The sequence below is a fragment of the Duganella zoogloeoides genome (assembly GCF_034479515.1).
Classification (GTDB): domain Bacteria; phylum Pseudomonadota; class Gammaproteobacteria; order Burkholderiales; family Burkholderiaceae_D; genus Rugamonas; species Rugamonas zoogloeoides.
Genome location: NZ_CP140152.1, coordinates 3,673,191 through 3,699,671, shown reverse-complemented (window position 1 = coordinate 3,699,671; position 26,481 = coordinate 3,673,191). Strand labels below are relative to the sequence as shown.

Sequence of the window (26,481 nt, the reverse complement as noted above, 5' to 3'; positions counted from 1 at the left end):
AAGCAGGATGTAACATTTAACTAATTCCTGCCGCAGTCGCCTGTTACCGGTACCGATCATTCGCCTGCACCGGAGCACGCCATGTTGTCCTCACCGCTGTATAGTCCCACCCGCGCCGCCCGCGCCGAGCCGCCCACGCCGGGAGGCGATACCGCCAGCCGCCTGCAGGCGCAGTCGCTGGAGGCGATGGCCAAGCTCAAACAGAAGCAGGCCGACCAGGCCCGCGAACGCGCCGCCGTGATCCGCGCGCTGCGCACGTCGTCGGCGCAGGCGGCCAAGGCGGCCGCGCGCGAACGCATCGAGATGATCAAGAAGCGCATCGAGGAACTGGTGCACCTGCTGGCCCTGTTCGGCAGCAGCGGCGCCAGGGGCGCGCTGCAGGAACTCAAGCAACTGGCCAACCAGCTCAAGGAAGCTGCCGCCGTGCTGCGTTCCGGCGATGGCGCGGCAGCGGAATCGGGGGGCGAGATCGCCGCGCCGTCGGCGCCTGCCACACCCTCGGTACCACCGGCACCAGCACCAGCACCAGCAGCGCCGGCCGATGCCGACCACGCCGAAGGGCGCGCCGCCTACGCCGACCAGCAACAGGCAGCCGATGCCGAGGCCAACGATCCGTTCAAACACCACGACCACCGCCGCACCGCCCAGGACAGCCAGCGCGACGCAGACCTGGTCGACAAGGTCCGGAAAGCGCTGCGCTTCGCCCAGTCCATGGCCGAAGCCGACGTCAAAAAAGAGAAAGCTGCGGCGTCAGGTTGACCGCGCAGTTCAGTTGAGGGCGGCTTCGACGGTCCCGGCGGCGTCGAACAGGCGCGCTTCCGCCCCCGGCGCGCACAGCAGCGAGACGCTGGGCACCAGGCCGGTGACGGCATCGCGGTACTTCCAGGCCGGGACTGCGATGGCCGGCAGGTCCAGGTAGTTGCCCATGGTATGGGCGGTAAACAGGCCGTTGACGCCGGGTTTGAGCGATTGCCGGTTCATCTTGCCGTGGGGCGGCGCCAGCAATCCCAGCGTGGGCAGGACCATCACGCCGTCAACGCCCAGCATGGCGTGGTAGCGGGCCCGCGCGCTGGCGTATTCTTCGGCGATGCGCGCCACCGTGGACTGGCGACGTGGCTTCATCAGCGGCGCGATCAGCATCCACGTCAACAGGCCGTCGTCGATGGTGGGACGGCGCAGCAGTTGCGCTGCCAGTTCGCGCCACGGAGAGAAGGGCGCCGCGCCCGGCGTGGACAGCAGCCGGATCCAGGTATCGTAAAAGTCGTCGAGGATCACTTTCGGGATTTGCAGGAACAGGTGGCGCACTTGCGAAAAATCCTGCGCTTGCTCGCGGTAGCCACTGCCCACCAGCGCGCTTCTCGCTGCCGCCAGCGCCTGGCCGATGCAGGCATCCTGTATCGTCATCGGAAAGCCGCCCGGCACCACCAGCCGGCCACCGGAATCGCCGCCTGCTTTGCGGCCCGCCCCCAGCGGCCGCCGGGCGATCACGTTGTACACCAGCCGGGCGTCGCGCACGCTGCGCGTGAGCGGCCCCAGGCCCAGCCAGGTGCGGGTGTTGCCGGTCACCGTGGGCCACGTGCCGGTGTCATCGACCGCCGCCGAATGCGGCTTGAAGCCCACCACGCCGCAGAACGCGGCCGGTATCCGGATCGATCCGAGGATGTCCGACCCCACGCCGAACACCGAACTGCCGGACCCCACCAGCGCGCCCTCGCCGCCGCTCGAGCCGCCCGCCACCCGGTCCGGCGCCAGCGGGTTATTGGTGCGGCCGTAGCGGGGATTGGTCGATTCGGCCGTCATCGCCAGTTCCGGCACATTGCTGCGGGCGATCACCACCGCACCGGCAGCCTTCAACCGCCGCACGATCTCGGCGTCCTGCGCATGGTGTTCGGGCGCCATCCGCTGCGAGCCGGCCGTGACCTGCTGGCCGGCCAGGCCGAAGGTCTCCTTCACGCTGCACGGCAGGCCGAACAGCGGCAGCGACCGGTCGCCCTCGCAATCGAGCCGGCGCGCTTCGGCCAGCGCCGCATCGTGGAAAATGCCGGTGGCGGCGTTCAGGCGCGGCTGCTCGTGCGCCAGCGTGTGCAGGTGCTGGCCCACCAGTTGTTCGGCGGTGAGGGCGCCCGCGCGCAATTGTTCGAGCAGGGTGACGGCGTCGGGTGATCGGTGCGATGGGGTCATGTTGTCTCTTGTAGTTGTACGGTAAACAGCGCGCCGCCGCCGGGGCGGTTGGCGGCCGTGATGGCGCCGCCGCCGGCGCGCATGATCGATTGCGACAGCGCCAGGCCCAGGCCCACGCCGCCCACTTCGCTGGCGCGCGCGCCGGTGCCGCGGAAAAAGCGTTCGAACACGTATGGCAGTTCGGCGGCGGCAATGCCCGGGCCCTGGTCGGCCACCGTCAACAGCACGGCGCCTTCTTGACGTTCCAGGCCGATCTCGATGCGCCCCCCCGGCGGCGAAAACTTCAGCGCGTTTTCCAGCAGGTTGCGCAGCACCAGCCCCAGCGCAGCCTGGTCCACCTGCATGTGGTCGGCCACGGCGCCCGCGTACGACAGGGCGATGCCATGCTCGCGCGCCGGCGCTTCCATGCGGGCGATGGTGTCGCGCACCAGTGCCGTCAACGCCACCGGCTGGCCGGGACCGCGCTCCTGGCCGGCGTCGATCCGCGCCAGCATCAGCAGTTCCTCCACCAGCGTGGTCAGGCGCTCGACTTCTTCCAGGCACGAACGCAGCGCGGCCACGTAATCGCCGCTCTCGCGCGGGCGGCGCAGCGTGATTTCGATTTCCGCGCGCAGGCGCGACAGCGGCGAGCGCAGTTCGTGCGAGGCGTCGGCGGTGAAGCGGCGCTGGGTCTCGAACGCACCTTCGATCCGCTCCAGCATGGCATTGAGCGTGGTGACCAGGTGGCCGATTTCATCGTCGCCGCCCGGGTGCGGCAGGCGCCGGTCCAGGTGGTTGTCTTCGATGCGGCCGGCCTGTTCGACGATATTCTCGATCGCGACGAACAGCTTGCGCGACAGCCGCGCGCCGGCCCAGCCCAGCGCCGCCATCAGCGCCACCGCCATGGCGGCAAACAGCAGCGCGGCCGAGCGCAGCGTGCTGTTGGCGTCGTCGAGCGAGCCGGCCACCTGTACCGCGTACAGCTGGCCTTTGACGCGTGCGGGCACGGATACCATGCGCAGCGGCTCCTCGCTGGTGTCGGGCAGGGTCTCGAACACGGTGCGTCCGGCCGCCAGTTGCTCGAGCAGCTGGGACGACGCCGGCAAATCCTCGGTGCCCAGGTTGCTGCTGCGCGCCAGTATCCAGCCCTGCTTGTCGATGATCTGCACCAGCCGGTCGAGCCGCGTGAGCGAGGGCGGGGCGCTGCCTTGCGGCGCTTCGTGTACGCGGATGACGGCGGCGCCGCCGTCGGTGAGCATCGCCGCCTCGGCTTCGGCCAGTGCCAGCAGCGCAGTGTCGAGCTGGCGGTTGACCGATTGCGACAGCACCCACCAGCCGGCGCCCGCCGTGGCGCCCACGGCGGCCAGGATCGCCAGCAGGTGCACCGCGATCAGGCGCTGGCGCAGGCTAAGCATCGCCAATGTCCGCCTGCGAGGCCAGCCGGAAGCCGCGCCCGCGCACGGTCTCGATCAGCGGCACGGCGCCGGGCGTATCGACCTTGCGGCGCAGGTTCTTGATGTGGACGTCGATCAGGTTGTCGATGGCGATCAGGTCCGCGTGCCATACCTGCTCGGCCAGTTGCAGGCGGGTGACGACGGCGCCGGCATGGCGCATCAGCAGGTCGAGCAGGGCATATTCCTTGGCCGTGAGGGCGAAGCTGGCGCCGGCGCGGGTGGCCGTGCGGGTGCGCGCATCGAGCGCCAGGTCGGCCACTTTCAGCACGGCCGGCTGCGCGCGGTCGAAGCGGCGCAGCAGCGCGCGCACCCGCGCCAGCAGTTCCTCGAACACGAACGGTTTGGTCAGGTAGTCGTCGGCGCCGGTATTAAGGCCGGTGATGCGGTCGGCCACGGCGTCGCGCGCGGTGAGCATCAGCACCGGCAACTCGTGGCCGGCTTGCCGCCATTGCGCGCACAGGGTCACGCCGTCCTTCCCCGGCATCATCCAGTCGAGGATGGCCAGGTCGAAGCCGGCCGGCGTGGTCGCTTCGTGAGCGCCGTGCGCGACCTGCACCCGGAAGCCTTCTTCCTCCAGGCCGCGCGCCAGCAGCCGCGCCGCTTTGTGATCGTCTTCTACCAACAGGATGTGCATGGGGGCCCTCGACTGGAACCCGAGTATAGCAGCGCGCGTGGGAAAAAATCCTGAAGAAGTATTCAGGATGCAGTGCAGCATAAATTCGTACCATGGCGGCCGTAGCTTCAGGGAGAACCATCATGAAAAATACCAAACACACCTCCGTGGACCGCCGCTGGTCCCGTTTCATCCCGGGCCCGTTCCTGCTGGCCGGGCTGGTTGCCGTGGGCCTGATCGCCTGGGGCGCGCATGGCATGCACGCGATGCAGACCGCCAATGCCGCCGCGCCGGCAACCCCTGCGCCCGAACTGGTGCGCGAAGCCGACGCCATCGTCGTGCCGGCGGCCTCGCCGCTGCGCCGCACGCTGGTCGTGGCGCCAGTTCAGTCGCAAAGCCTGGCCGCGCCGTTCGTGTTGCCGGCAACGGTGGAAGCCGATCCCGCGCGCCTGGTGAAAATCACCACGCCGATGGCGGGGCGCGTGGTACGCCTGGAGAAGCAACTGGGCGACGCGGTAACAGCTGGCGACATCCTGTTCGTGATCGACGCCCCCGACCTGGCCCAGGCCGGCGCCGATGCCGCGCGCGCCCAGGCGGCACTGACGCTGGCAGCGAGCAGCCTGCAACGCCAGCAGGCGCTCGACCACGAGCAACTGACTGCACGGGGCGACCTGGAACAGGCGCAGAGCGACTACGCGCAGGCGGCCAGCGAGGCTGCGCGCGCCGCCGCCAGGCTGCGCCAGAGCGGCGTTCCGCATGGCGGCGACGTGAAAGGCGGCACACTGGCGGTGCGCGCCCCGATCGCCGGCCGCGTGGTGGAACTGTCCGCCGCGCGCGGCATGTACTGGAACGACGCCACCGCGCCGTTGATGACGGTCGCCGACCTGTCTCACGTCTTCGTGGCCATCAATGCCCAGGAAAAGGACCTGGCCCAGGTGTACGTCGGCCAGGCGGCTCATATCCGCCTCGATGCCTATCCCGAACCGTTGCAGGGCGCCGTGCGCTACGTGGGCGAGATGCTCGATCCCGATACCCGCACCGTCAAGCTGCGGGTGCCGTTCGAGAATCGCGACGGCAGGTTAAAACCCGGCATGTTCGCCACGGCGACCCTGAGTGCGCGCACCCGCCCGGCCATCCTGGTGCCGTTGACTGCCGTGGTGCAGGGCGGCTTTGCCAGCCGGGTGTTCGTGGAAACGGCGCCGTGGCGTTTCACGGCGCGCGAGGTGACGCTGGGCACGCAGGTGGGCGACAACGTTGAAGTGCTGTCCGGCCTGGCTGCCGGCGCGCGCATCGTGGTCAAGGATGGAGTGCTGCTCGATGATTGACCGCATCGTCCACCTGTGTTTCAAAAAGCGCGGCATCGTCGCGCTGATTTTCCTGCTCGCCACCCTGTATGGCGCCTGGTGCTGGACCGAACTGCCGCTCGAAGCCTATCCCGATATCGCCGACACCACGTCGCAAGTGGTCACCCAGGTCAACGGCCTGGCCGCCGAGGAGGTCGAGCAGCAGATCACGATACCGCTCGAGCGCGAAATCATGGGCACGCCCGGCATGCACGTGATGCGCTCGAAGTCCACCTTCGGGCTGTCCCTGATCACCGTGGTGTTCGAGGACGGCGCCGAAGACTACTGGTCGCGCCAGCGCCTGCAGGAGCGCATTGCCGGCGTCGCGCTGCCGTACGGCGCCCAGCCGTCGCTCGATCCGCTGACGTCGCCGATCGGCGAGATTTACCGCTACACGCTGGAGTCGAAGTCGCGCAGCCTGCGCGAGCTGTCCGAATTGCAGCGCTGGACCGTAGTGCCGCGCCTGAAGCAGGCGTCCGGCGTGGTCGATGTGACGAATTTTGGCGGCGTGACCACCCAGTTCCTGATCGAATTCGATCCGGCCAGGTTGAGCAAGTACAGCCTGTCGCTGGCACAGATTACCGCAGCGATATCGGCCAACAACGCCAACGCCGGCGGCAGCATTCTCACGCGCGGCGAGCAGGGCATGGTCGTGCGCGGCGTGGGCCTGATCCGCAGCCTCGACGACCTGGGCAATATCGTGGTGGCGCAAAAGGGCGGCGTGCCGGTGCTGATCAAGGACCTGGGCACGGTCACGCTGGGCCAGCAGGAACGCCACGGCATCCTGGGCAAGGACCATGTGTCGGATACCGTCTCGGGCATCGTGCTGCTGTTGAAAAACCAGAACCCGTCGCGCGTGATCGCCGGCGTGCACGAAGCAGTGGCCGACCTGAACGACCACCTGCTGCCCAAGGATGTGAAAGTGGTGGAGTACATGGACCGCAGTTCGCTGGTGGAAGCGACCGTGCACACGGTCGGCAAAACGCTGATCGAAGGCGTGGTGCTGGTCACCTTGGTGCTGGTGCTGTTCCTGGGCAGCGTGCGCGCAGCGCTGATCGCGGCCGCCGCCATTCCCGTATCGCTGATGACGGCCTTCATCCTGATGCACCACTTCAAGGTGCCCGCCAACCTGCTGTCGCTGGGCGCGATCGACTTCGGCATCATTGTCGATGGCGCCATCTTCGTGCTGGAGGCGATCCTGCGCCGGCGCGAAGAGCAGCCGGAAGGACTGCTGGACGAGGGCGAAGCGCTGGCCGCCACCAGCCAGGTGATGAAGCCCACGCTGTTTGGCATGCTGGTGATCATGGTGGCGTACCTGCCGCTGTTCGCGTTCCAGCGCATCGAGTACAAGCTGTTCTCGCCGATGGCGTTCGCGGTAGGATTTGCCTTGCTGGGCGCCTTGCTGATGACGATGATGGTGATCCCGGGCCTGGCCCACTGGGCCTTTCGCAAGCCGCGCAAGATTTTCCATAATCCGCTACTGGGATGGCTGATGCCGCGCTACGAAGCGCTGCTGCAACGGCTGGTCGGCAAATCCCGTCTGGTGCTGGCGCTGGCCGGCGCCACGCTGGCGGCAGTGGTGCTGTTGGGCGGCGCCGTCGGCCGGGACTTCCTGCCGGCGCTCGACGAAGGCTCAATCTGGCTGCAAGTGACGCTGCCGCCGGGAATATCGCTGGACAAGGCCACCCGCATGGCGGACGCCCTGCGCGACGCTACCCTCAAGGAGCCGCAGGTGGCGCACGTGGTCACGCAACTGGGCCGCAACGACGAGGGCACCGATCCGTTCACGCCATCGCACATCGAGTGCGCGGTCACGCTCAAGCCTTATGACCAGTGGCCGTTCGGCATGGCCAAGCAGGACCTGGTCGATCGGCTGGCTGCGCGTTACCGCGATCTGCCCGGCACCGACGTCGGCTTCTCGCAGCCGATGATTGACGGTGTGCTCGACAAGCTGGCCGGCGCCCACAGCGACCTGGTGGTCAAGGTGTATGGCGACGACTTCCAGCAGACCCGCAAGCTGGCCGGCGCCGTGGAACAGCTGCTGCGCACCGTGCCCGGTGCGCAGGACGTGATCATCGACCAGGAGCCGCCGCTGCCGCAGTTGCGCATCGATGTGGACCGCGCTGCCGCCGCGCGCCTGGGTATCAACGTGGCCGACGTGATGGCGCTGATCCAGACCGGCATCGGCGGCAGCCCGGTGGCGCAGGTGTACGTGGGCGACCGCAGCTACGACGTGGCCGCACGCTTTGCAGGCGCCGCCCGCAGCGATCCGCAGGCGATCGGCAACCTGGTGCTGACCAGCCCCAATGGCGCTCACGTGGCGTTGTCGCAAGTGGCCCATATCGGCATGGCGCAGGGCGAGACCACCATCACCCGCGAGATGAACCGCCGCCACCTGACCGTGCGCACCAATCTGCGCGGCCGCGACCTGTCGTCGTTTCTGGCCGAGGCGCAGGGCCGCATCGCGCGCGAGATTCCGTACGACCATGCGCGCTACCAGGTTACGTGGGGCGGGCAGTTCGAGAACCAGCAGCGCGCCGAGGCGCGCCTGGCGGTGATCGTGCCGGCGGTGCTGGCGCTGATGTTCGTGATGCTGTTCTCGGCCTTCGGCAACCTGCGCCAGCCGGGGTTGATCCTGCTGGTGGTGCCGCTCTCGCTGCTGGGTGGCCTGGTGGCGCTGCAATTTCGCGGCATGACCTTGAATGTGTCGTCGGCGGTGGGCTTTATCGCGCTGTTCGGCGTGGCGGTGCTCAACGCGGTGGTGATGTTATCGAATCTCAACCGCTGGCGCGTGCTGCTGCCGGACGACCTGCGCGCAGCCGTGATCAAGGGCGCCAGCGAGCGGGTGCGCCCGGTGCTCACCACCGCCACCGTGGCCGCGCTGGGCCTGGTGCCGGCGGCGCTGGCCCATGGCCTGGGCAGCGACGTCCAGCGCCCGCTGGCCACCGTGGTGGTGGGCGGCCTGGTGACCGCCACCGCGCTGACGCTGGTGCTGCTGCCGGCCCTGTATTACCTGATCGAACAACGTATGAAAAAGGAAGCCGCATGAAAAAAGTGATTGCTGCCCAACTGGTCGCCATCGCGCTGGCCATGCTGATCGCCGGCTGCGCCGCCGGTCCCGACTTCGTCGCCCCGGCCGCACCCACGGTGCAGCGCTACACGGCGCAAGTACTCGACGGCGAAGCCGCGCAGCCCGAGCATACTCAAAGACTGGCGGCAGGCCAGGAGGTGCCGGGGCGCTGGTGGACCAGCTTCGGCTCGGAACCGCTCAATGCGCTGGTGGCAGCAGCATTGGCCGCCAACCCGGACTTGCAGGCCGCGCAGGCGGCGTTGCAGGCCGCGCGCGAAAACGCCGCCGCCCAGCAAGGACTGTGGTGGCCGGACGCCACGCTGCACGTATCGCCCACGCGCCAGCGCGTCGCCGATACGCTGTCGAGCCCCACGGCTGCTGGCGCCAACCTGTATTCGCTGCACACGGCGCAACTGAACGTGGGGTACTCGCCCGACGTGTTCGGAGGCGTGCGGCGGCAGGTGGAGGCGGCCGGCGCCCAGGTGGACGTGGCGCGCTACCAGGGCGATGCCGCGCGCCTGACGCTGGCGGCCAACGTGGTGCTGGCCGCCATCAGCGAGGCGGCGCTGCGCGCCCAGCTCGGCGTCACGCGCGAGCTGGCGGACCTGGCCCGGCGCCAGCTCGATGCCACACGCGCCATGCAGCGCGCCGGCCAGGTTGGCGGCGCCGACGTGGCGGCGCAGGAGGCGGCGCTGGCGCAGGTGGAGGCCGGCGTGCCGCCGCTGGAAAAGCAGGTGGCCCTGCAGCGCAACCTGCTGGCGGTGCTGGGCGGGCGCATGCCGGCCGACGGCCCCGGCGCCGCTGTGCTGGACTTCGACAGCCTGGCCCTGGCCGGCACGCTGCCGGTGAGCGTGCCGGCGCGTCTGGTGGAACACCGGCCCGACATCCGCGCCGCCGAAGCGCAGCTGCACGCGGCCAGCGCCCAGGTGGGCGTGGCCAGGGCCGCGCGCCTGCCCAATATCGCCTTGACCGCCACGCTGGGCGGTTCGGCGCTCGATGCCGGCACGCTGTTCAAATCGGGGGCGGGGTTCTGGAGCATCGGCGCGGACCTGGTGCAGCCGCTGTTCAAGGGCGGCGCCTTGCGGCACCAGCAGCGCGCGGCGGAGGCGGCGTACACCCAGGCGTCGTTCCAGTATCGCAGCGTGGTGCTCACCGCTTTCCAGAACGTGGCCGACGCGCTGCACGCGGTAGATGCCGATGCGCGCGCGCTGCGCAGTGCGGACGCCGCCGAGCAGGCCGCGCGCCGCAGTCTCGGCATCGCCCAGCGCCAGTGGCAACTGGGGGCGCTGGCCTACCCGGCGGTGCTGCTGGCGCAGCAGTCGTGGCAGCAGGCCAGCGTGGCGTTGATCGCCGCCCGCGCCGCGCGGTACGCGGACACGGTGGCGCTGTTCCAGGCGCTGGGCGGCGGCTGGACCGATGATCTCCAGGTCGCTAGCGCTGGCCGTCCCTGACGAACAACGCGGTGGCGATGCCCACCGCGCACAGCGCCATCACGTACCAGGCCGGGGCCAGCGGCTGCACCTTGAGCATCAGCGTGACCATCACCGGGGTGAGGCCGCCGAACACGGCGTAGGCCAGGTTGTACGAGAACGACAGGCCGGAGAAGCGCACCGGCGCGGGGAACGCCCGCACCATCACGCTCGGCACCACGCCCACCACGCCGACCGCAAAGCCCAGCAGCGCATACAGCGGCAGCAGCAGGTCGGGGCGCACCTTCACCGTGGTGTAAAACACGTAGGTGCAAACGGCCAGCAGCAGCGCGCCGCCGATCAGCATGCGGCGCGCGCCCAGGCGGTCGGCCAGCACGCCGGCCACCACGCAGCCCACGGCCAGGCACAGGGTGGCGGCCGTGTTGGCCATGAGCGCGGTGCGGGCATCGAAGCCATAGCCCTTTTGCAGCAGGGTGGGCGTCATCAGGATCACGACCACGATGGCGGCCGACAGCATCCAGGTGAGCAGCATCGACAGCACCACCGCGCTACGATGCTCGCGCAGCACGGCCTTGAGCGGCAGTTCGGCGGCCAGCGCCTTGCGCTGTTTCAGTTCGGTGAAGACGGGCGTCTCGTGCAGCCAGCGGCGCAGGTACATCGCGCCCAGGCCGAACACGCCGCCCAGCACGAAGGGCAGGCGCCAGCCGTAATCGAGCACCTGCTGCGGCGTGAACACGCTGTTGATCCCGGTGGCCATCAATGAGCCGAGCAGGATGCCCATGGTGAGGCCTGCCGTGAGCGTGCCGCACGCGTAGCCGATATGGCGCGCCGGCACGTGCTCGGACACGAACACCCAGGCGCCCGGCACTTCGCCGCCCACCGCCGCGCCCTGCGCCACGCGCAGCAGCAGCAATAGCAGCGGGGCGGCCAGGCCGATGCTGGCGTACGTGGGCAAAAGACCGATCAGCAGCGTGGGCACGGCCATTAGCAGGATCGACAGGTTGAACATTTTTTTGCGGCCCAGCAGATCGCCGAAGTGGGCCATCACCATGCCGCCGAGCGGGCGGACCACGTAGCCGGCGGCGAAAATGCCGAAGGTCTGGAACAGCCGCATCCAGTCCGGCATATCGGGCGGGAAGAACAGGGCGCCGATGGTGGTGGCGAAAAACACGAAGATGATGAAGTCGTAGAATTCCAGCGCGCCGCCGAGGGCGGCCAGCGACAGTGTCTTGTAGTCCTGGCGGCCCAGCGGGCGCGCGCTTGCCTGAGAGATGTCCGGCATCGAAAAGTGTCTCGCTATTGTTGGTTGAACAGTAGCGCCATTCTAGACGGAATCGGCTCAGGTCCAGAAATGGGACAGGTCGCCCAGGTTCCAGGTGTCCGGTTCTTCGTAGCCGGCGATGCCTTCGGTGCCCTGGTCGTGCATCAGGTCCAGCGTTATGGGCGGGATGTGCATGTCCTTGCGGATCGAGAAAAACACCCGCACCACGGGCGCCAGCAGCGAGCGGCTGTTATCGACCACCACCGCCAGGCGCTCGGAACGCAGCCGCACCAGGGTGCCCAGCGGGTAGATGCCGATGCACTTGACGAAGGCGGCGAACACCTGGGCGTCGAGGTGGCCGCTGCGGGTCCATTCGGCCATGCGCCGCAGCGACACGGCCGGGCTCCAACCGGCCTTGTACGGACGGTTGGAGGTGATGGCGTCGTAGATGTCGCAGATCGCGCCCATGCGCGCATGCAGGCTCAGTTGATCGCCGCGCAGCCCGTGCGGATAGCCGGCGCCGTCCACCCGTTCGTGGTGGTGCAGGCACACGTCCAGCGCCACCGGGTGCACATTGCCCGACTTGAGCAGCAGCGCGTGGCCGGCCAGCGGATGCTGCTTGACGCTGGAGAATTCGTCGTCCGTCAGCTTGCCCGGCTTGTTGAGGACCGCAACCGGCACCGCCATCTTGCCGACGTCGTGCAGCAGGCCGGCCATGCCGCATTGGTGTACCTCGTCTTCGTCCAGGCCCAACTGGCGCGCCAGCGCCACCATCATCGCGCACACGGCCACCGAGTGCAGATAGGTATAGTCGTCGGCCTGCTTCAGGCGCACCAGGCTGATGAGCGCACCGGTATTGCGCAGCACCGAGGCCGAGATATCGTCCACCAGCGGCGTGGCCTGGCCCACGTCGATCAGGCGGCCCATGCGGATGTCGCCGAACATGGTGGTCAGCGCGCGGCGCGACTGGGCGATGATGCGCGCGGCGCGCGCCAGTTCGTCGGCGGTGCCGCTGGTGGGGCGTTCGGGGCGCGCTGGCGCCGGAGGCGCTTCATGTGCGGCGGGGGGCGACGATGCCGTCGGCGCTGGCGCTGCCAGGGGAACGGGTAAGGGGGCAGTCACATCGGCGCCCTTGCTGGTGTCGATCCAGACCTGGCGCACGCGGCCACCCTGCAGCTTGGCCAGGTCGAGCAAGGATTCAATGGTGAACGAATTGCTCCAGAAGGGATTGTCGAACCAGGAGCCGCACACGGCGTGGACGTGCATGCCGAGGGCAAGCTGTTCGATGGTAATTTTCTTCAGCATGTAAATTGGTAAAATCGTTATATTCAATGATTGTGTCAAATATACGCTAATTTTCCTTGGGGATACATAATTGTTTAGTGATTTTTGGTGAGAATGTTACGCATCCGTAATGGTGCAGCGACGAATGGCCTCGGCAAATGCCGTAGCAGTGAAGGGTTTGGTCAGATAGCCATCGGCGCCGGCTTCCAGGCAGCGGGCGCGGTCGCCGTCGATGGCGTTGGCGGTGAGCGCGATGACCGGCGTGCGCGGCCAGCCGTTGGCCGCTTCCCGCGCGCGCAGGCGCCGGCACGCTTCGTAGCCGTCCATCACCGGCATCATGCAGTCCATCAGCACCAGGTCGTAGCGCCGCGTGGCCAGCGCCTCGAGCGCCTGCTGGCCATCGTGCACTTCGTCGGCCGTCCAGCCGAGCTTGCGCAGCAGGATGCGCGCAAGCTGGCGGTTCATTTCCGTGTCTTCCACCAGCAGCGCATGGCCTGCCGCCGCCGGCACGGATGCGGAGTCCGGGGCCGGTACGGGTTCGCTGCCGGCCGCAGGCTCTGGCGCCAGCCGCGCCGGCAGTTCGAAGCTGAAGCAGGAACCCTGGTCCGGCGCGCTGGTGCAGTGGATGGTGCCGCCCATCAGTTCCACCAGGTGCTTGCAGATGGCCAGGCCCAGGCCCGTGCCGCCATAGCGGTTGCCGATGCTGCTGTCGGCCTGGCGGAACGGCTCGAACAGGTGCAACTGCGCCTGCGGGCAGATGCCGATGCCGCTGTCGGTGACCGTGTAGCGCAGCCGCCACTGCCCGGCCTGCGCGCCGGCGGCCGGTGCGATGGCCTGGAAGCCGATGCCGATGGTGCCCGCCGGGGTGAACTTGATGGCGTTGTTGAGCAGATTGCCCAGCACCTGGCGCATCCGCGCCGGATCGCCTTCCACGAGGCCCGGCAGGCTGTCCACATCGACGGTGATGCGCAGCTGCTTGCGTTCGGCGCTGGCGCGGTGCAGTGCCAGCACCTGGTCGATCAGCTGGGCCGGCGCGTAGGTTTGCCGTTCGAGCTGCATGTGGCCCGCTTCGACCTTGGAAAAATCGAGCACGTCGTTGATGATGTGGAGCAGTTCCAGCGCGGCCTGGTGCACATTGCCGGCGTAGGTGCGCTGGGTGGCGTCGAGCCGGGTATCGAGCATCAATTCGCTCATGCCGATGATGCCGTTCATCGGCGTGCGGATTTCGTGGCTGGTCATGGCCAGGAAGCGCGATTTGGCGGCGTTGGCGGCGTCGGCGTCGGCCTTGAGGGCCAGTGCCTGGCGCGCATCTTCCTCGCGGCGCTTGAGCAGGAAGGCCATCAGCACAAAGGCCACCAGTACCGCGATCATGCTGGGCAGGACCACCGCGCCCAGCATGCGCAGGTTGTCGCGCCAGCCCGCCAGCAGCAGGTCGTCGGTGATGGTGGCGTTGATGATCAGGGGGTAATCGCGCACCACGCGCACGGCGCCCATGCGGGTCACCTTGCGCATGCCGTCGGCCACGCGCGGGCTGCTGGTGAGCACTACATCGTGCCGCTTGCCGGCGGTGATGACATCGTACGTGGCGCCGCCCAAGTTGCGCTTGCCCATCATGGCCTCGCGCACGGGCCAGCGCGCCAGCAGCGTGAAGTCGCTGCGGTACAGCGAGATGGCGGCATGCTCGCCCAGGCTGACGTTGCGGAAAAACTCGCCGAAGAAATCGCACGACACGCCCACCAGGATCACGCCGGCGAAACGGCCGGCATCGTCGTTCAGGCGCCGGCTCACATAAAAGGTCCAGGTCTGGTTGCCCTTGTTGCGCACCGGGATGGAGAGAAACGGCTTGGGCGAGTCGTTCTGCACGTGGTGCATGAAGTAGTCGCGGTCGGCCAGGTTGATGGCCGGCGCCGGGTGGCTGCGGGTGAAGTTGATCACGTCGCCGTTGGCGGCGATGATGGTGGCCACGCCGATCTGCGGCGATACGCTCATGCGGTCGCGCAGCGCCTGGTGCATGCGGGCGCTGCCGAAGGCTGCACGGCGCGCGGCCGGCGACGGGCCGGCCGTGTGGGCGGCGTCCGCCACCAGCGCGTCTATGCTGTCGAGCACCTGGTAGGTGGAGGTCATGGTCTGGGCGGTGTTCTCGGCCAGTACCAGGGTGAGGTTGTCCAGTTCATCGCGCCAGTCGGCAATTTCGTGGACATACAGGCGCCAGCTTACCAGCGCCGTGGTGGCGCCCAGCATGGCCAGCAGCACCACGCACACGATGACGGTGGTGCGGCGCGCGGTGAGGGCGGTCCAGCGGCGCCTGGCAATGATCATGGCAGGCCTTGCCTCAGTGCTGCGGCACCGCGCGCACGATGCTCTGGGTGACTTCGCGCATCACCAGCGCGAGCAGCGGCGACAGCTCCGCCTGCGCCGCATCGAGTGCGCAGCCCTGGCGCGCGGCCGACTCGTGGCGTTGCAATTGGCTCGACAGTTCGTTCGCCCCGATCAGCATCGCCATGCCCTTGAGCGCGTGGCTGCTGGCGGCGATGGCGGCATGGTCGCGCCGAACGAACGCCTGTTCCAGGCGGGCGAACAACCCCGGCGCATGTTCGAGGAAGGTATGCGACAGCGTGATGAACGTACCGTGGTCGCCGGCCGCTTCCATCAGCACGGTGGGGTCGATGCTCTGGTAACGGTAAGGACTCATTTTGCGGCCCGCATGAACTGGGCACAGCCGGCGCGCAGGTAGCCGCGCAACTCGTCGTAGTTGACCGGCTTGCTGAAGAAGACCACGCCCGGCGGCAGGCCGCCGCGCGCGTCGAGATCGGCCTCGCCCAGCGCCGAGACGATGGCGATGTGCATGGGCCGCAGTTGCGGGTCGTTGACGATGGTGTTCAGCAGTTCGTAGCCGTCGATGCCGTCCATGACGATGTCGGTGACGACGATGTCGGGCTGGCGGCGCGCCACCTCCAGCAAGGCCTGGTAGCCGTTTTCGCAGAAGACCAGTTGCGCTGGCAGATTCCAGGCACTTAGGTGCTTCCGGTACAAGGTGCGCTGCATCGGGTTGTCTTCCACCACGAGGATGGTCGCCTGTTCGCGGCCCGGCTGGCGGGGCGGCGGTGTGGTAGGCGCGGCTGGTGTCTGCGCACCTGCATGGCCCTTGTAGGCCAGTACCGCCGTCATCGGAATGCGGCGATGGCCGCCCCGGGTTTTCCAGGCGTCGATGGCGCCCGATTCGACCAGTTGCTGGACCGAGGACACCGACACGCCGAGGATTTCGGCGGCGCGCTGGGTGGTGCAGACTTCGTCGTTTTCAGTTACAGATTTCATTACAAGCAACTACCAGCAATCAAGGAAATTCGAGATTATCGGTAAAAATCATTTTAATCAATGAATTTGTGGATTTTTTGGCGCGATGCCGGCAAGGCGCAGCGGGTGACGCATGGGTTAGAATGAACGGCCGATAAAACGTTTAACCTGGAGACCCGATGTCCTTGACCGCTCTGCTGGCGCTGGCCGCGCTGGCGCCCGTTGCCGCCCAGGCCCCCGATGTTGCCGGCGATCGCCCGTCGGCGCATGCAGCGGCGCCCCTTGAAACCAGGGCGCCGCTGCGGATCGACGCCGATGCGCCGGTGCGCATTGTGGGAAAATCCGATGCCGACGCGTACGTGGAGGCGCGGTTGCGGCCATTGCCCGCTGCCGGCGCCGATGGCCGCGGCTACGTGGTGGGCCGCTACCAGGATGCCGACAACTGGTACGGCGCCGGCCTGGCCTGGCAGGATGCCAAGGGACGCATGCAGATCGAGATCGTGCGCATGCAGGACGGCCGCCTTGCGCGCCTCAAGCAGTTCAACCGTGCGGCTGCCAGCGATGCGCGTTTTTACACGGTGCGGCTCGAAATGGCCGGCAACAGCCTCACCGCCTACCTCGACGGCGAACGCATCACCAGCGTGATCGACGGCGGCCTGGCGCAGGCGGGCGGCTACGGCGTGGTGGCGCAGGGCGCGCCGTTCGAGATGAACGTGCCGGCAACCGGCGCCGCCACCGACAAGCCGGCGCGCCTGGCGCTGGCGCGCGCGCCGCAGCGGGTGCAGTTGTCGGTGGGGGATGCGCCGGTGTCGCTGGCGGTGAGCGCGCTGGGACCGTATCGCATCGTGGCTGCTGCCGATGCCGGTTCCAACGCCAGTGGCAACGGCACGGCCAGCGCCAACACGTCTCTGGCCGTGCCGGGCTACCTCACGCCGAGCGCGCTGCAGGACGCCGCCATGTCCGCACCTGCGAACGGCGCACAAACGATACGCTTTACGGCCAGTGTCGCGCAGCCGGCGCTGGTGGCTGCAACGGTGGCCGATGGCGCGCTGGTGCTGGCGCCGCGTGTGGCCGGCGTCACCACTGTCACCCTCGCCAGCCCGGACAACCCCAATGTGCAGTCGGTGCTGGAAGTGCGGGTTGCCGCCGCCAGCCCCGCGCGCCGGTCCGATGTCAAACTGGCAGGCGCGGTGCTGCCGGCTATCGGCGAACGCGACGTGCCATACGATACGCCGCTGCGGCTGCGCTTCGACCAGGCGCCGGTGCCGGGAGAGTCCGGTGGCGCCATCCGCGTGTACCGCGTGCGGGACGGCGCGCTGGTGGACACCGTCCGCGCCGGGGGCGAGGCCGATTTGCTCGGCTACGCCGGCCAGCCGCTGCGGCGCGCGGTGCGGTGGCAGCCGGTGGCCATCGACGGGCGCGATGCCATCATCCACCTGCACAGTGCCAAACTGGCGCCGGGAGAGCAGTACCGGGTAACGGTCGATGAGGGCGTGCTGGTTGGCGCCATCGGCGGCGCGGCGTTTGCCGGAGTGACGCAGCAGCAGGGCTGGACTTTTCACACCCGCGCCGCCTTGCCGCCGGGCGCCCAGGCGCTGGTGGTGGACGACGACGGTGCAGCGGACTTCCGCACGGTGCAGGGCGCGCTCAATTACGCCATGCAGCACACCGCGCGCACGGCGCCGGTCACGGTCACCATCCGCGACGGCCGCTACCAGGAACTGCTCTACCTGCGCGGCAAGGACAATCTCACCCTGCGCGGCCAGAGCCGCGACGGCGTGGTAATCGACGCCGTCAACAGCGACGGCGTCAACCCCGGCTCCGGTACGGCGCAGGAGGCGCGTGCGCCCGGCATCACCGGCGGGCGCGCGGTGTTGCTGATCGAGGATGCGGACATGGTCACCATCGATGGCCTCACGCTGCGCAACAGCGCCTTGCGCGCCGCGCCCACCGGCGGCCAGGCCGAGGCGCTGTTCTTCAACAGCGAGGGGCGCCTGATCGTCAAAAACGCCAGCCTGTTCAGCGAGCAGGATACGGTGCAGGTGCGCGGTTATTCGTGGTTCTACCGCTCGCTCATCGCCGGCAATGTGGATTACATCTGGGGCAACAACCGCGCTGCGCTGTTCGAGGACAGCGAACTGCGCACCGTCGGCGATAGCGGCAATGGCAAGAGCGGCGGCTACCTGCTGCAGGCGCGCACCGTTTCCGCGCAGGACAAGGGCTTCATGTTCGTCAACAGCCGACTGACCCACGGCCCCGGTCCCACCGGCAACGACGTCCCGGCCGGCGCCACCTGGCTGGCCCGCAGTCCCGGTTACGCCGCCACCTGGGACCACGTGGCGTTCATCAACTGCCGCATGGGGCCGCATATCGCGCCGGTCGGCTGGGCCGGACCGAACGCCAGGCAGCCGGCGCCCAACCCGGCCCGGGCGACAGCCACCGCCGGCTGGCGCGAGTACGGCAGCATGGACCTTGAAGGCCGACCGCTGGACACCAGCGCGCGCCAGTTTGGCCGGGTGCTCGATGCGCAGGAGGCCAGGGCGGCTTACACGACGCGGGCGGAATTTTTTGCGGGGTTTGGCGGGGGCAGGGGATGGCGCCCCGAATAGAAAACGATGCGGTCTAGCGAAAGAGGTAACATCCGGATTTGATCGAAGCAAAGCGCAAACATGAGGGCTGTTCGGATTTTTCTACGTATGCTGGTGATTGCCGTCGTCCTCATCGTGGGCTACGTCTTACTCGGACCAGGCATCGAACGCGCCATGTACACCATGCGCCTGGCAGCGATGGACAAGCCTACCACGTTGCCGGTACCGGTCGAAGGCGTCAAGCCGCGCGCCTTGCGCGACACCTGGGGCGGTGCGCGCAGCGAGGGGCGCAAGCACGAGGGCATCGACATTTTCGCCAAACGCGGCACGCCGGTGTTGTCGGCCACCGAGGGCATCGTCGTGCGAGTCGGCACCAACCGTCTCGGCGGCCAGGTGGTGTGGGTAATGGGGCCGGGCGGCCAGCGCCATTATTACGCCCACCTCGATCGCTACGCTGACGTGGCAGCGGGCATGCGCATCGAGCCGGGCAGGGTGCTGGGCTACGTTGGCGATACCGGCAATGCCAAGGGCACGCCGCCGCACCTGCATTACGGCGTCTATGACATGGGCGGCGCAATCAATCCGTATCCGCTGCTGCGTGCGGAACCGACTGGACCTGGCAAAAGGAACTGACTTGACCCAGATGGCGTGACCAGTACGAGCAAACCGCTCAGTCCTGGCTAGCCTTGCTTTTTCCGCCCAACAGGCGGTCCTTGGTGCTGAGGAGCTTTTGCACCTTGGCGCCCATCTTCATCAGCTGCGCCAGCGATTCGGGCGACAGGTGCTGCATCTCTTCGAACCAGGTGTTGGCCAGGTCCACCAGTTCGTACATCTCGCGCATGCGCTGCTGGGCGTAGCGGTCGCCCGGTTCGCCGGCTGGCGCCATCAGCGATTCGCGCAGCACCGTCAACGTCGGCGCTACCTCGCGCCGGCGCCGTTCGGCCGCCACCACCTTGAAAATCTGCCAGACATCGCCCAGCGATGAAAAATACTCGCGCCGGTCGCCCGGCAGGCGCGTCTGCCGTATCAGCCCCCATCCCTGCAATTCCTTCAGGCCGATGCTCACGTTCGAGCGCGAGAACGTCAGGTGCTCGGCGATTTCGTCCGCGTGCAGCGGCTGCTCGGACACGAACAGCAGCGCATATACCTGTCCCACCGTGCGGTTGAAACCCCAACGGCTGCCCATCTCGCCGAAGTGGCTGATGAAGCCCTGGGCCAGCGGTGTCATCTGGAAGTTGTTCGGTGTCGGCGTGGCTGGCGTATTCGGCATGGTGGACGTCTCCGGCTATAAAAATTGATGTACATCATCGTTCCGGCGTATTATACTAAAAATCGAATTTACAAGAATTTCTGAAAACTCAGTAATTACAGGATGTTGTTGCCATGTCTTCCGCAAGCGTTTCACTGCCGGTATTTGCCGTTCCCCGCCTGCCCGCGCTGGTGCAGGGCGCCGCCGCCCTGGTGTGGTTGCCGCAGGCGGCGTTGCTGGCCTGGGCGGTGCAGGGCATGGTAGAAGGTGCCGGATGGCGTGCGGCGTTGCTGCCGGCGGCGGCCGTGCTGGCGCTGGGCGTGCTGCGCGCACTGGCCGAGGCCTGGGGGGCGCGCGCCATGTATGCGGCGGCGCGCAGCCACTTGTCGGCGCTGCGGGCGCACGCGGTGGCCGCGCTGGCGCACCGTTCGCCGCTGGACCGCGATCGCGCCCGGTCGGGGCAAGCGGCCAGCGTGCTGGCCGAGCAGGCCGAAGCCGTAGTGCCTTACCTGGTGCGCTTCCAGCCGGCGCGGTGGAAATCCGTGCTGGCGCCGCTGGCCATCGTGGCGGCCATCGCGCCGCTGTCGTGGATCGCTGCGCTGGTGCTGCTGGTAGCGGCGCCCCTGATCCCGGTCTTCATGGCGCTGGTGGGCATGGGCGCGCAAGCGGCCAGCCGCGCCCACATGGTGGAGCTGGGTGGCATGAATGCCTTCCTGCTCGACCGCCTGCGCGGCCTGGCAACCTTGCGCGCGCTGGGCGCCGTGGACGCCACCGCCACCCGCCTGGGCGACACCGCGCAGTCGCTGCGCCGCCGCACCATGGCCGTGCTGCGCATCGCATTCCTGTCTTCCGCCGTGCTGGAGCTGTTTTCGGCGCTGGGCGTGGCGATGGTGGCCGTGTATATCGGCTTCTCGTTGCTGGGCACCCTCGATTTTGGCGCCTGGGACACACGACTGACGCTGGCCCAGGGCCTGTTCATCCTGCTGCTGGCGCCGGCCTTTTTCGAGCCGCTGCGCGAACTGGCCGCCGTCTGGCACGACAAGGCGGCCGGCGAGGCGGGACTGGCCGGCTTGCGCGACCTGGCGGCAGGTGGTGTGATGCTGGTCGGCGCCGGTGATGGTCTCGGTTTGTCCGCCGGGGGCGGTGCTGGCACTGCCGTCGTTGGCGCTGGCGTGGCTGTTGCTGAAGCCACCGAAGCTGCTCCCTCAAGGATGCCACCTGTGGTCGACGTCCGCAATCTGCACTTCGCTCACGCCGGCGAGCAACCGCTGTTTGATGACTTCTCCTTCACCGTGCGCCCAGGCGAACACGTGGCGCTGCTGGGCGCGAGCGGCGTTGGCAAAACCACCTTGCTGGCGCTGATGGCGGGGCTGCTGCCAGCGCAAGCTGGCGAAATCCGCGTCGGCGGTACCATCCTCGATCACGCCAGCGCCCCCACGTTGCGCCGGCGCATGGCCTGGATGGGCCAACGCCCGCATGTCTTCACCGCCCCGGTGGCGGACAACATCACCCTTGGCCGTCCGGTGGAAGCCGGGCAGGCCGTGACCGGCGCGCTGCACCTGGCCGGCCTGGGCGCCGTGGCGCAAGCACGGCCGGAAGTGATGTTGGGCGACGGCGGCCACGGCCTGTCCGGCGGCGAGGCCGTGAGATTGGCACTGGCCCGGGTTGCCGTGTGGCCGCACGCCGACTTGCTGCTGGTGGACGAACCGACCGCGCACCTAGACAGCGAAACCGCCACCCGGGTGACCGATGCGCTGCTGGCGCTTGCCAGGGGCAAGACCATGCTGGTCGCCACCCATGACCCGGTGCTGGCCGCGCGCCTGCACCGCGCCATCGACCTGTCCGTGCGCATCACGCCACAAAGGAGCATCGCATGAACGCTGCATCGCATGCCGCACTGCGCCAGTTGCTGCTGGCCGAACCGAAACGCCTGCTGCTCGGCGCTGTGCTGGCGGCATTGACCACGCTGGGCGGCATGGCCTTGCTCGGTCTGTCCGGATGGTTCATCACCGCTACCGCCATCGCCGGCATGAGTGCTTCGACCGCCTTCATGTTCGACGTGTTCGCGCCATCGGCCGGGATCCGCCTGCTGGCGCTGGGCCGTACCGGCACCCGCTACGCCGAGCGGCTGGTCACGCACGACGCCACCTTCGGTGCGCTGGCCGAGCTGCGCGTACGGCTGTTCCGGGGCTGGTCGCTGCCCGATGCCGCCAGCCGCCTGCTGCGCAGTCCCTCGAAACTGCTGTTCCGTCTCACTGCCGACATCGATGCGCTGGAGTCGCTGTACCTGCGCCTGCTGGTGCCGGCTGCCACCGCGTTGTGCGCGGCCGCGCTGGCCGGCGTGGTGGTCGCATTCATGCAGTGGCAACTGGGCGTGGTGCTCGGCCTGTGGCTGCTGGTGTGCGGCGGCGCGATCACCTTGCTGCTGTTGAAAAGCGCGATCCGTCCCGGTGTGGCCCGCTCGCGCGCCGTGGAAGCGCTGCGCGCCCGCGCCATCGACCTGGTGGCCGGCCAGACCGAACTGGCCATGGCCGGACGCCTGAACGCCCAGTGCCAGGCCCTGTCCCGCACCGACCGCGCGCTGGCCCGCGCCGACCTGGCCTTGATGCAGCGCGACACCTGCGCCGGTGCTGCGTTCGGCATTGCCGGCAGCGCCACGCTGGCTGCGGTGTTGCTGGCCGCCGCCGCGCTGGTCGAGTACCGCGCCATGCCGGTGCCGCTGGCAGCGCTGGCGATCCTGATCGCGCTCGCCGCCATGGAACCGTTCGCCGGCCTGCGGCGCGGCGCGCTGGAAGCAGGGCGGTTGTGGCTCGCAATGAAACGGCTGGGGCCCAGGCTGGAGCAGGGCCTGGCGCCGGCCGGTGCGACCGCCAACGTGATTGTCGCTGAAGGTGCCGCCGCGACCGGTAGTGTAGTTACTTCCGCCACCACCTCGCCCGAGACCAACGTGGCCGCCGCCGCGACTGCGGCCGCCACCACCACGACAGCGAGCACCGCCGATACGGTATCGACCAAGCCAATCGATGCCAACGTCGCTGGCCCTATCGACATCAACACCGCTGGCAATGCCAGCACCGGCGCCGCCATCGTCTTCGAGCAGGTATCGGCCGCGCAGTCGGGCCGCACGCCGGTGGTCCACGCCATCGACCTGCGCATCGCACCCGGCGAACGGGTAGCGCTGGTAGGCCCCAGCGGGGCCGGCAAATCGACCTTGCTGGCGCTGATGGCCGGCGAGATCGCGCCACTGGACGGCAGCGTGCACGCAGCCCAAGCCTGCCTGTTCACCCAGCGCACGGAACTGTTCCAGGATACCGTGCGCGACAACCTGCGCCTGGCCGCGCCCGACGCCGGCGACGACCGCCTGTGGCACGCGCTGCAAGCGGCGGGGCTCGATGCGCAAGTGCGCGCCTTCGGCAAGGGGCTGGACACCATGCTCGGCGAAGGCGGGCTGGGACTGTCGGGCGGCCAGGCGCGCCGGCTGGCGCTGGCGCGGTTGCTGCTGCACCCGTCGCGCGTGTGGCTGCTCGATGAAGCAACCGAGGCGCTGGACGCCGCCACTGCCCGCGACGTGCTGCATGGACTGGACCAGCACGCGCGCGCTGAAGGGCAGACCGTGATCATCGCCACCCACCTGCGGCGCGAGGCAGCGCTGGCCGACCGGCTGGTGGGCGTGCGCAACGGCCGCATTGCGTTCGATGTGCGGCGGGGAACGCAGGATTTCGACGCCGCGCTGGCTGCGCTGCGGCAGGACTGAATCAGCCATCAACTATTGTAAATTGTAATAACCAGGGAAACATCATGGACTTCGATATCGTCGCCTTATCCAGGCTGCAGTTCGCGCTCACTGCGCTGTACCACTTTTTGTTCGTGCCGCTCACCATCGGCCTGTCCATCATTCTTGCCATCATGGAGACCGTGTACGTCATGACCGGCCGCACCATCTGGCGCGACATGGTCAAGTTCTGGGGCATCCTGTTCGGCATCAACTTCGCCATGGGCGTGGCCACCGGCATCGTCATGGAATTCCAGTTCGGGATGAACTGGAGCTACTACAGCCACTATGTGGGCGACATCTTCGGCGCGCCGCTGGCCATCGAGGGCCTGATGGCCTTCTTCCTAGAAGCGACCTTTGTCGGCCTGTTCTTCTTCGGCTGGGACAAGCTGTCAAAACGCGCGCACCTGGTGGTGACGTGGCTGGTCGCACTGGGCTCCAATCTGTCGGCGCTGTGGATCCTGATCGCCAACGGCTGGATGCAGAACCCGGTCGGCGCCGCGCTCAATCCGCAAACCATGCGCATGGAAGTGACCGACTTCGGCGCCGTGCTCACCAATCCGGTGGCGCAGGCCAAGTTCGTGCACACGGTGTCGGCCGGCTACACGGTGGCCGCCATCTTCGTGCTGGGGATCTCGGCGTGGTACCTGCTCAAGGGCCGCCACGTGGCGCTGGCCAAGCGTTCGATGACGGTGGCCGCAGCGTTCGGCCTGGCCGCTTCGCTGTCGGTGGCGGTACTCGGCGACGAGAGCGGCTACCAGTCGTCGGAACATCAAAAAATGAAACTGGCCGCCATCGAAGCCATGTGGGAAACCGAGCCGGCGCCGGCCGCCTTTACTGCCTTCGGCTTCCCCGACCAGCAGGCGCGCGAGACGCATTATGCGCTGCACATCCCGATGGTGATGGGCCTGATCGGCACCCGTTCACTGAACACCGAAATTCCCGGCATCGCCCAGCTGGTGCGCAAGGGCGAGGACACCATCCGCGACGGCATTGTCGCCTACGATGCGCTGCAAACCATCCGCGCCGTGGCGCCGGGCAGCCCGGTACCCGCCGCAGCGCAAGCGGTGTTCGAAGAGAAGGGCCAGGCGCTTGGCTATGCCTTGCTGCTCAAGCGCTATGTCGATGATCCAAGACTGGCCACGCCTGCGCAGATCCACCAGGCCGCGCTCGACACCGTACCGCCCGTGGCGCCGCTGTTCTGGTCCTTCCGCGTGATGGTAGGCCTGGGCATCTTCTTCATCGCCCTGACCGCGACCTTCTTCGTGCTGTCGGTGCGCCGCACGCTCGACCAGCACCGCTGGCTGCTGAAAGTGGCGGTACTGGCGATTCCGCTGCCGTGGGTGGCCGCCGAAGCTGGCTGGATCGTCGCCGAACTGGGACGCCAGCCGTGGGTGATCGAAGGCGTGCTGCCCACTGCCATGGCCGTGTCGCACCTGGGTGTGGCGACGCTGCTGGCGACGATTGCCGGCTTTGCCGCGATCTATACCGTGCTGCTGGTGATCGAAATGAAGCTGATGCTCAAGGCGATCCGCAAGGGCCCGGAGGAATTCACCGTGGCCGTCGTGCCAGCAGCACCGAAGGGGCGCTCGCTGGCCGCGCCATCGGTCAACCAACCCCAATCCGCTTGAGGAGCACATCATGATCCTGCATGAATTACTGTCTTACGAAACCCTGCGCCTGGTGTGGTGGGTACTGCTTGGCGTGCTGCTGATCGGCTTTGCCGTCACCGATGGCTTCGACCTGGGCACCGGCATCCTGCTGCCGTTCGCCGGCAAGACCGACCTGGAAAGGCGCGTCATCATCAACAGCATCGGCCCGGTCTGGGAGGGCAACCAGGTATGGCTGATCCTGGGCGGCGGCGCCATCTTCGCCGCGTGGCCGCAGTTGTATGCGGTGTCGTTCTCGGGCTTCTACCTGGCCATGTTCGTGATCCTGACGGGACTGATCCTGCGCCCGGTCGCCTTCAAATTCCGCAGCAAGCGCGAAGACCCGCGCTGGCGCGCTCGCTGGGACTGGGTGCTGTTCTTCTCCGGCGTGGTGCCGGCCCTGATCTTCGGCGTGGCTGTCGGTAACGTGCTGCTGGGCGTGCCGTTCCGCTTCGCCTACGACATGCACATCCTGTACGAAGGCACCTTCCTCGGCCTGCTCAATCCCTTCGCATTGCTGTGCGGCCTGGTGTCGGTGGCCATGCTGGTGATGCACGGTGCGGCGTGGCTGCAACTGAAAACCGACGGCGCGGTCGCCGACCGTGCGCGCCGTTACGGCAGTGTGGCGGCAGTGGCTACCGTGGTGCTGTACGCCGCAGCCGGCGTGGCGCTGTGGCAGGCGGTCGATGGCTACCGCATCACCAGCGCCATCGCTACCGAAGGTCCGTCGAACCCGCTGTTCAAGACCGCGCAGGCAGCGACCGGCGCCTGGTTCGCCAACTTCGAAAACCATCCGTGGACCTGCGTCGCACCGGTACTGGGCCTGGCCGCGCCGCTGCTGGCGCTGGCGCTGCTGCGCGCGCGGCGCGGCGGCCTGGCGCTGCTCGCTTCCGGCGCGGCGATTGCCGGCATCATCCTGGGCGTGGGTGCGGCCATGTTCCCGTTCATCCTGCCGTCGTCACTCGATCCGCGCGCCAGCCTGACGGTATGGGATTCGTCGTCGAGCCACCTGACGCTGTTCATCATGCTGGTGGTGTCGAGCGTGTTCATTCCCCTGATCGTGGCCTACACCAGCTGGGTGTACAAGGTCTTGTGGGGCAAGGTCGATGGCGAGGCGATTGCCGACCATCGCGGCCATGCTTATTAATTGTCGATAAAGGAGTCAATCATGTGGTATTTCGCCTGGATTCTGGGGCTGCCGCTGGCAGCGATGTTTGGAGTGTTGAATGCGATGTGGTACGAGATGGCGGAGGACGATGCCGAGGGCGTGCCACATTAGGCGCGCGCCACGCTGGGTAATACTGCGGTTATATT

Annotated in this window: 20 protein-coding genes; 11 read left to right on the top strand and 9 right to left on the bottom strand. The window is 67.9% G+C overall.

The window, feature by feature from the left end; translation table 11 throughout:
* Positions 1-81 precede the first annotated feature (81 nt).
* Entirely contained in the window at positions 82-759 is a 678-nt protein-coding gene (locus SR858_RS16215; protein WP_019920045.1) for a hypothetical protein, read from the top strand.
* Between the two features lie 9 nt (positions 760-768).
* Here SR858_RS16215 and SR858_RS16210 read toward each other — a convergent pair whose 3' ends face one another.
* From SR858_RS16210 to SR858_RS16200, 3 genes are read right to left on the bottom strand one after another with little or no spacing between them, the layout of a single operon-like run.
* Positions 769-2,181, bottom strand: coding sequence for an amidase (locus tag SR858_RS16210; protein WP_019920044.1), 1,413 nt, complete (start codon positions 2,179-2,181; stop codon positions 769-771).
* Positions 2,178-3,575 carry a sensor histidine kinase gene (locus tag SR858_RS16205; RefSeq protein WP_019920043.1) on the bottom strand — a complete coding sequence of 466 codons (1,398 nt, stop codon included), beginning with the start codon at positions 3,573-3,575 and terminating at the stop codon, positions 2,178-2,180. Before SR858_RS16205 ends, SR858_RS16210 begins: the two co-directional genes overlap by 4 nt.
* Positions 3,568-4,248 carry a response regulator transcription factor gene (locus SR858_RS16200; RefSeq protein ID WP_019920042.1) on the bottom strand — a complete coding sequence of 227 codons (681 nt, stop codon included), beginning with the start codon at positions 4,246-4,248 and terminating at the stop codon, positions 3,568-3,570. Before SR858_RS16200 ends, SR858_RS16205 begins: the two co-directional genes overlap by 8 nt.
* Before the next feature lie 122 nt (positions 4,249-4,370).
* Between SR858_RS16200 and SR858_RS16195 the strand changes: the two genes are divergently transcribed.
* Genes SR858_RS16195 through SR858_RS16185 form a run of 3 tightly spaced genes read left to right on the top strand, consistent with a single transcriptional unit; the run spans position 4,371 to position 10,091 of the window.
* Positions 4,371-5,552: an efflux RND transporter periplasmic adaptor subunit gene (locus SR858_RS16195; RefSeq protein WP_019920041.1), complete on the top strand. Its 1,182-nt coding sequence runs from the start codon at positions 4,371-4,373 to the stop codon at positions 5,550-5,552.
* A complete protein-coding gene (locus SR858_RS16190) occupies positions 5,545-8,619 on the top strand; it encodes an efflux RND transporter permease subunit (RefSeq protein ID WP_019920040.1) in 3,075 nt (1,024 codons plus the stop codon). Before SR858_RS16195 ends, SR858_RS16190 begins: the two co-directional genes overlap by 8 nt.
* Positions 8,616-10,091, top strand: coding sequence for an efflux transporter outer membrane subunit (locus tag SR858_RS16185; protein ID WP_019920039.1), 1,476 nt, complete (start codon positions 8,616-8,618; stop codon positions 10,089-10,091). Before SR858_RS16190 ends, SR858_RS16185 begins: the two co-directional genes overlap by 4 nt.
* Here SR858_RS16185 and SR858_RS16180 read toward each other — a convergent pair.
* The 5 genes from SR858_RS16180 to SR858_RS16160 all read right to left on the bottom strand — a co-directional run bounded on the left by SR858_RS16180 (position 10,072) and on the right by SR858_RS16160 (position 15,930).
* The gene (locus SR858_RS16180; protein ID WP_019920038.1) at positions 10,072-11,352 is read right to left on the bottom strand and encodes an MFS transporter; all 1,281 of its coding nucleotides are present in this window, start codon (positions 11,350-11,352) and stop codon (positions 10,072-10,074) included. The genes SR858_RS16185 and SR858_RS16180 overlap by 20 nt on opposite strands.
* 57 nt (positions 11,353-11,409) lie before the next feature.
* Positions 11,410-12,636, bottom strand: coding sequence for an HD-GYP domain-containing protein (locus SR858_RS16175; protein ID WP_019920037.1), 1,227 nt, complete (start codon positions 12,634-12,636; stop codon positions 11,410-11,412).
* Positions 12,637-12,732: 96 nt separating this feature from the next.
* Positions 12,733-14,934 carry a hybrid sensor histidine kinase/response regulator gene (locus tag SR858_RS16170; RefSeq protein WP_019920036.1) on the bottom strand — a complete coding sequence of 734 codons (2,202 nt, stop codon included), beginning with the start codon at positions 14,932-14,934 and terminating at the stop codon, positions 12,733-12,735.
* A 13-nt stretch (positions 14,935-14,947) separates the two neighbouring features.
* A complete protein-coding gene (locus SR858_RS16165) occupies positions 14,948-15,307 on the bottom strand; it encodes an Hpt domain-containing protein (protein WP_019920035.1) in 360 nt (119 codons plus the stop codon).
* Complete coding sequence (locus SR858_RS16160) at positions 15,304-15,930, bottom strand: response regulator (RefSeq protein ID WP_019920034.1); 627 nt, start codon at positions 15,928-15,930, stop codon at positions 15,304-15,306. Before SR858_RS16160 ends, SR858_RS16165 begins: the two co-directional genes overlap by 4 nt.
* A 158-nt stretch (positions 15,931-16,088) precedes the next feature.
* On the opposite strand from SR858_RS16160, the gene SR858_RS16155 reads away from it, so the two are divergent.
* Both SR858_RS16155 and SR858_RS16150 read left to right on the top strand, forming a co-directional pair.
* Positions 16,089-18,518, top strand: coding sequence for a pectinesterase family protein (locus SR858_RS16155; protein ID WP_019920033.1), 2,430 nt, complete (start codon positions 16,089-16,091; stop codon positions 18,516-18,518).
* Between the two features lie 87 nt (positions 18,519-18,605).
* Positions 18,606-19,130 (top strand): M23 family metallopeptidase, encoded by a 525-nt coding sequence (locus SR858_RS16150; RefSeq protein ID WP_019920032.1) that lies wholly within the window; start codon positions 18,606-18,608, stop codon positions 19,128-19,130.
* A gap of 37 nt (positions 19,131-19,167) precedes the next feature.
* Here the strand turns inward: SR858_RS16150 and SR858_RS16145 are convergent, their stop codons facing one another.
* Positions 19,168-19,767 (bottom strand): GbsR/MarR family transcriptional regulator, encoded by a 600-nt coding sequence (locus SR858_RS16145; RefSeq protein WP_019920031.1) that lies wholly within the window; start codon positions 19,765-19,767, stop codon positions 19,168-19,170.
* Positions 19,768-19,880: 113 nt separating this feature from the next.
* Here SR858_RS16145 and cydD point away from each other — a divergent pair, with 113 nt between their 5' ends.
* The 5 genes from cydD to cydX are packed head-to-tail and all read left to right on the top strand — an operon-like array spanning position 19,881 to position 26,446.
* Positions 19,881-21,623 (top strand): thiol reductant ABC exporter subunit CydD, encoded by a 1,743-nt coding sequence (cydD, locus tag SR858_RS16140; RefSeq protein WP_019920030.1) that lies wholly within the window; start codon positions 19,881-19,883, stop codon positions 21,621-21,623.
* Positions 21,620-23,500: an amino acid ABC transporter ATP-binding/permease protein gene (locus tag SR858_RS16135; protein ID WP_019920029.1), complete on the top strand. Its 1,881-nt coding sequence runs from the start codon at positions 21,620-21,622 to the stop codon at positions 23,498-23,500. Before cydD ends, SR858_RS16135 begins: the two co-directional genes overlap by 4 nt.
* A gap of 44 nt (positions 23,501-23,544) precedes the next feature.
* The gene (locus tag SR858_RS16130) at positions 23,545-25,149 is read left to right on the top strand and encodes a cytochrome ubiquinol oxidase subunit I (protein WP_019920028.1); all 1,605 of its coding nucleotides are present in this window, start codon (positions 23,545-23,547) and stop codon (positions 25,147-25,149) included.
* Positions 25,150-25,159: 10 nt separating this feature from the next.
* Positions 25,160-26,314, top strand: a complete 1,155-nt coding sequence (cydB, locus tag SR858_RS16125) for a cytochrome d ubiquinol oxidase subunit II (RefSeq protein WP_019920027.1) — start codon at positions 25,160-25,162, stop codon at positions 26,312-26,314.
* Positions 26,315-26,335: 21 nt separating this feature from the next.
* Positions 26,336-26,446: a cytochrome bd-I oxidase subunit CydX gene (cydX, locus tag SR858_RS16120; RefSeq protein ID WP_026636946.1), complete on the top strand. Its 111-nt coding sequence runs from the start codon at positions 26,336-26,338 to the stop codon at positions 26,444-26,446.
* The last annotated feature ends 35 nt before the right edge of the window (positions 26,447-26,481 follow it).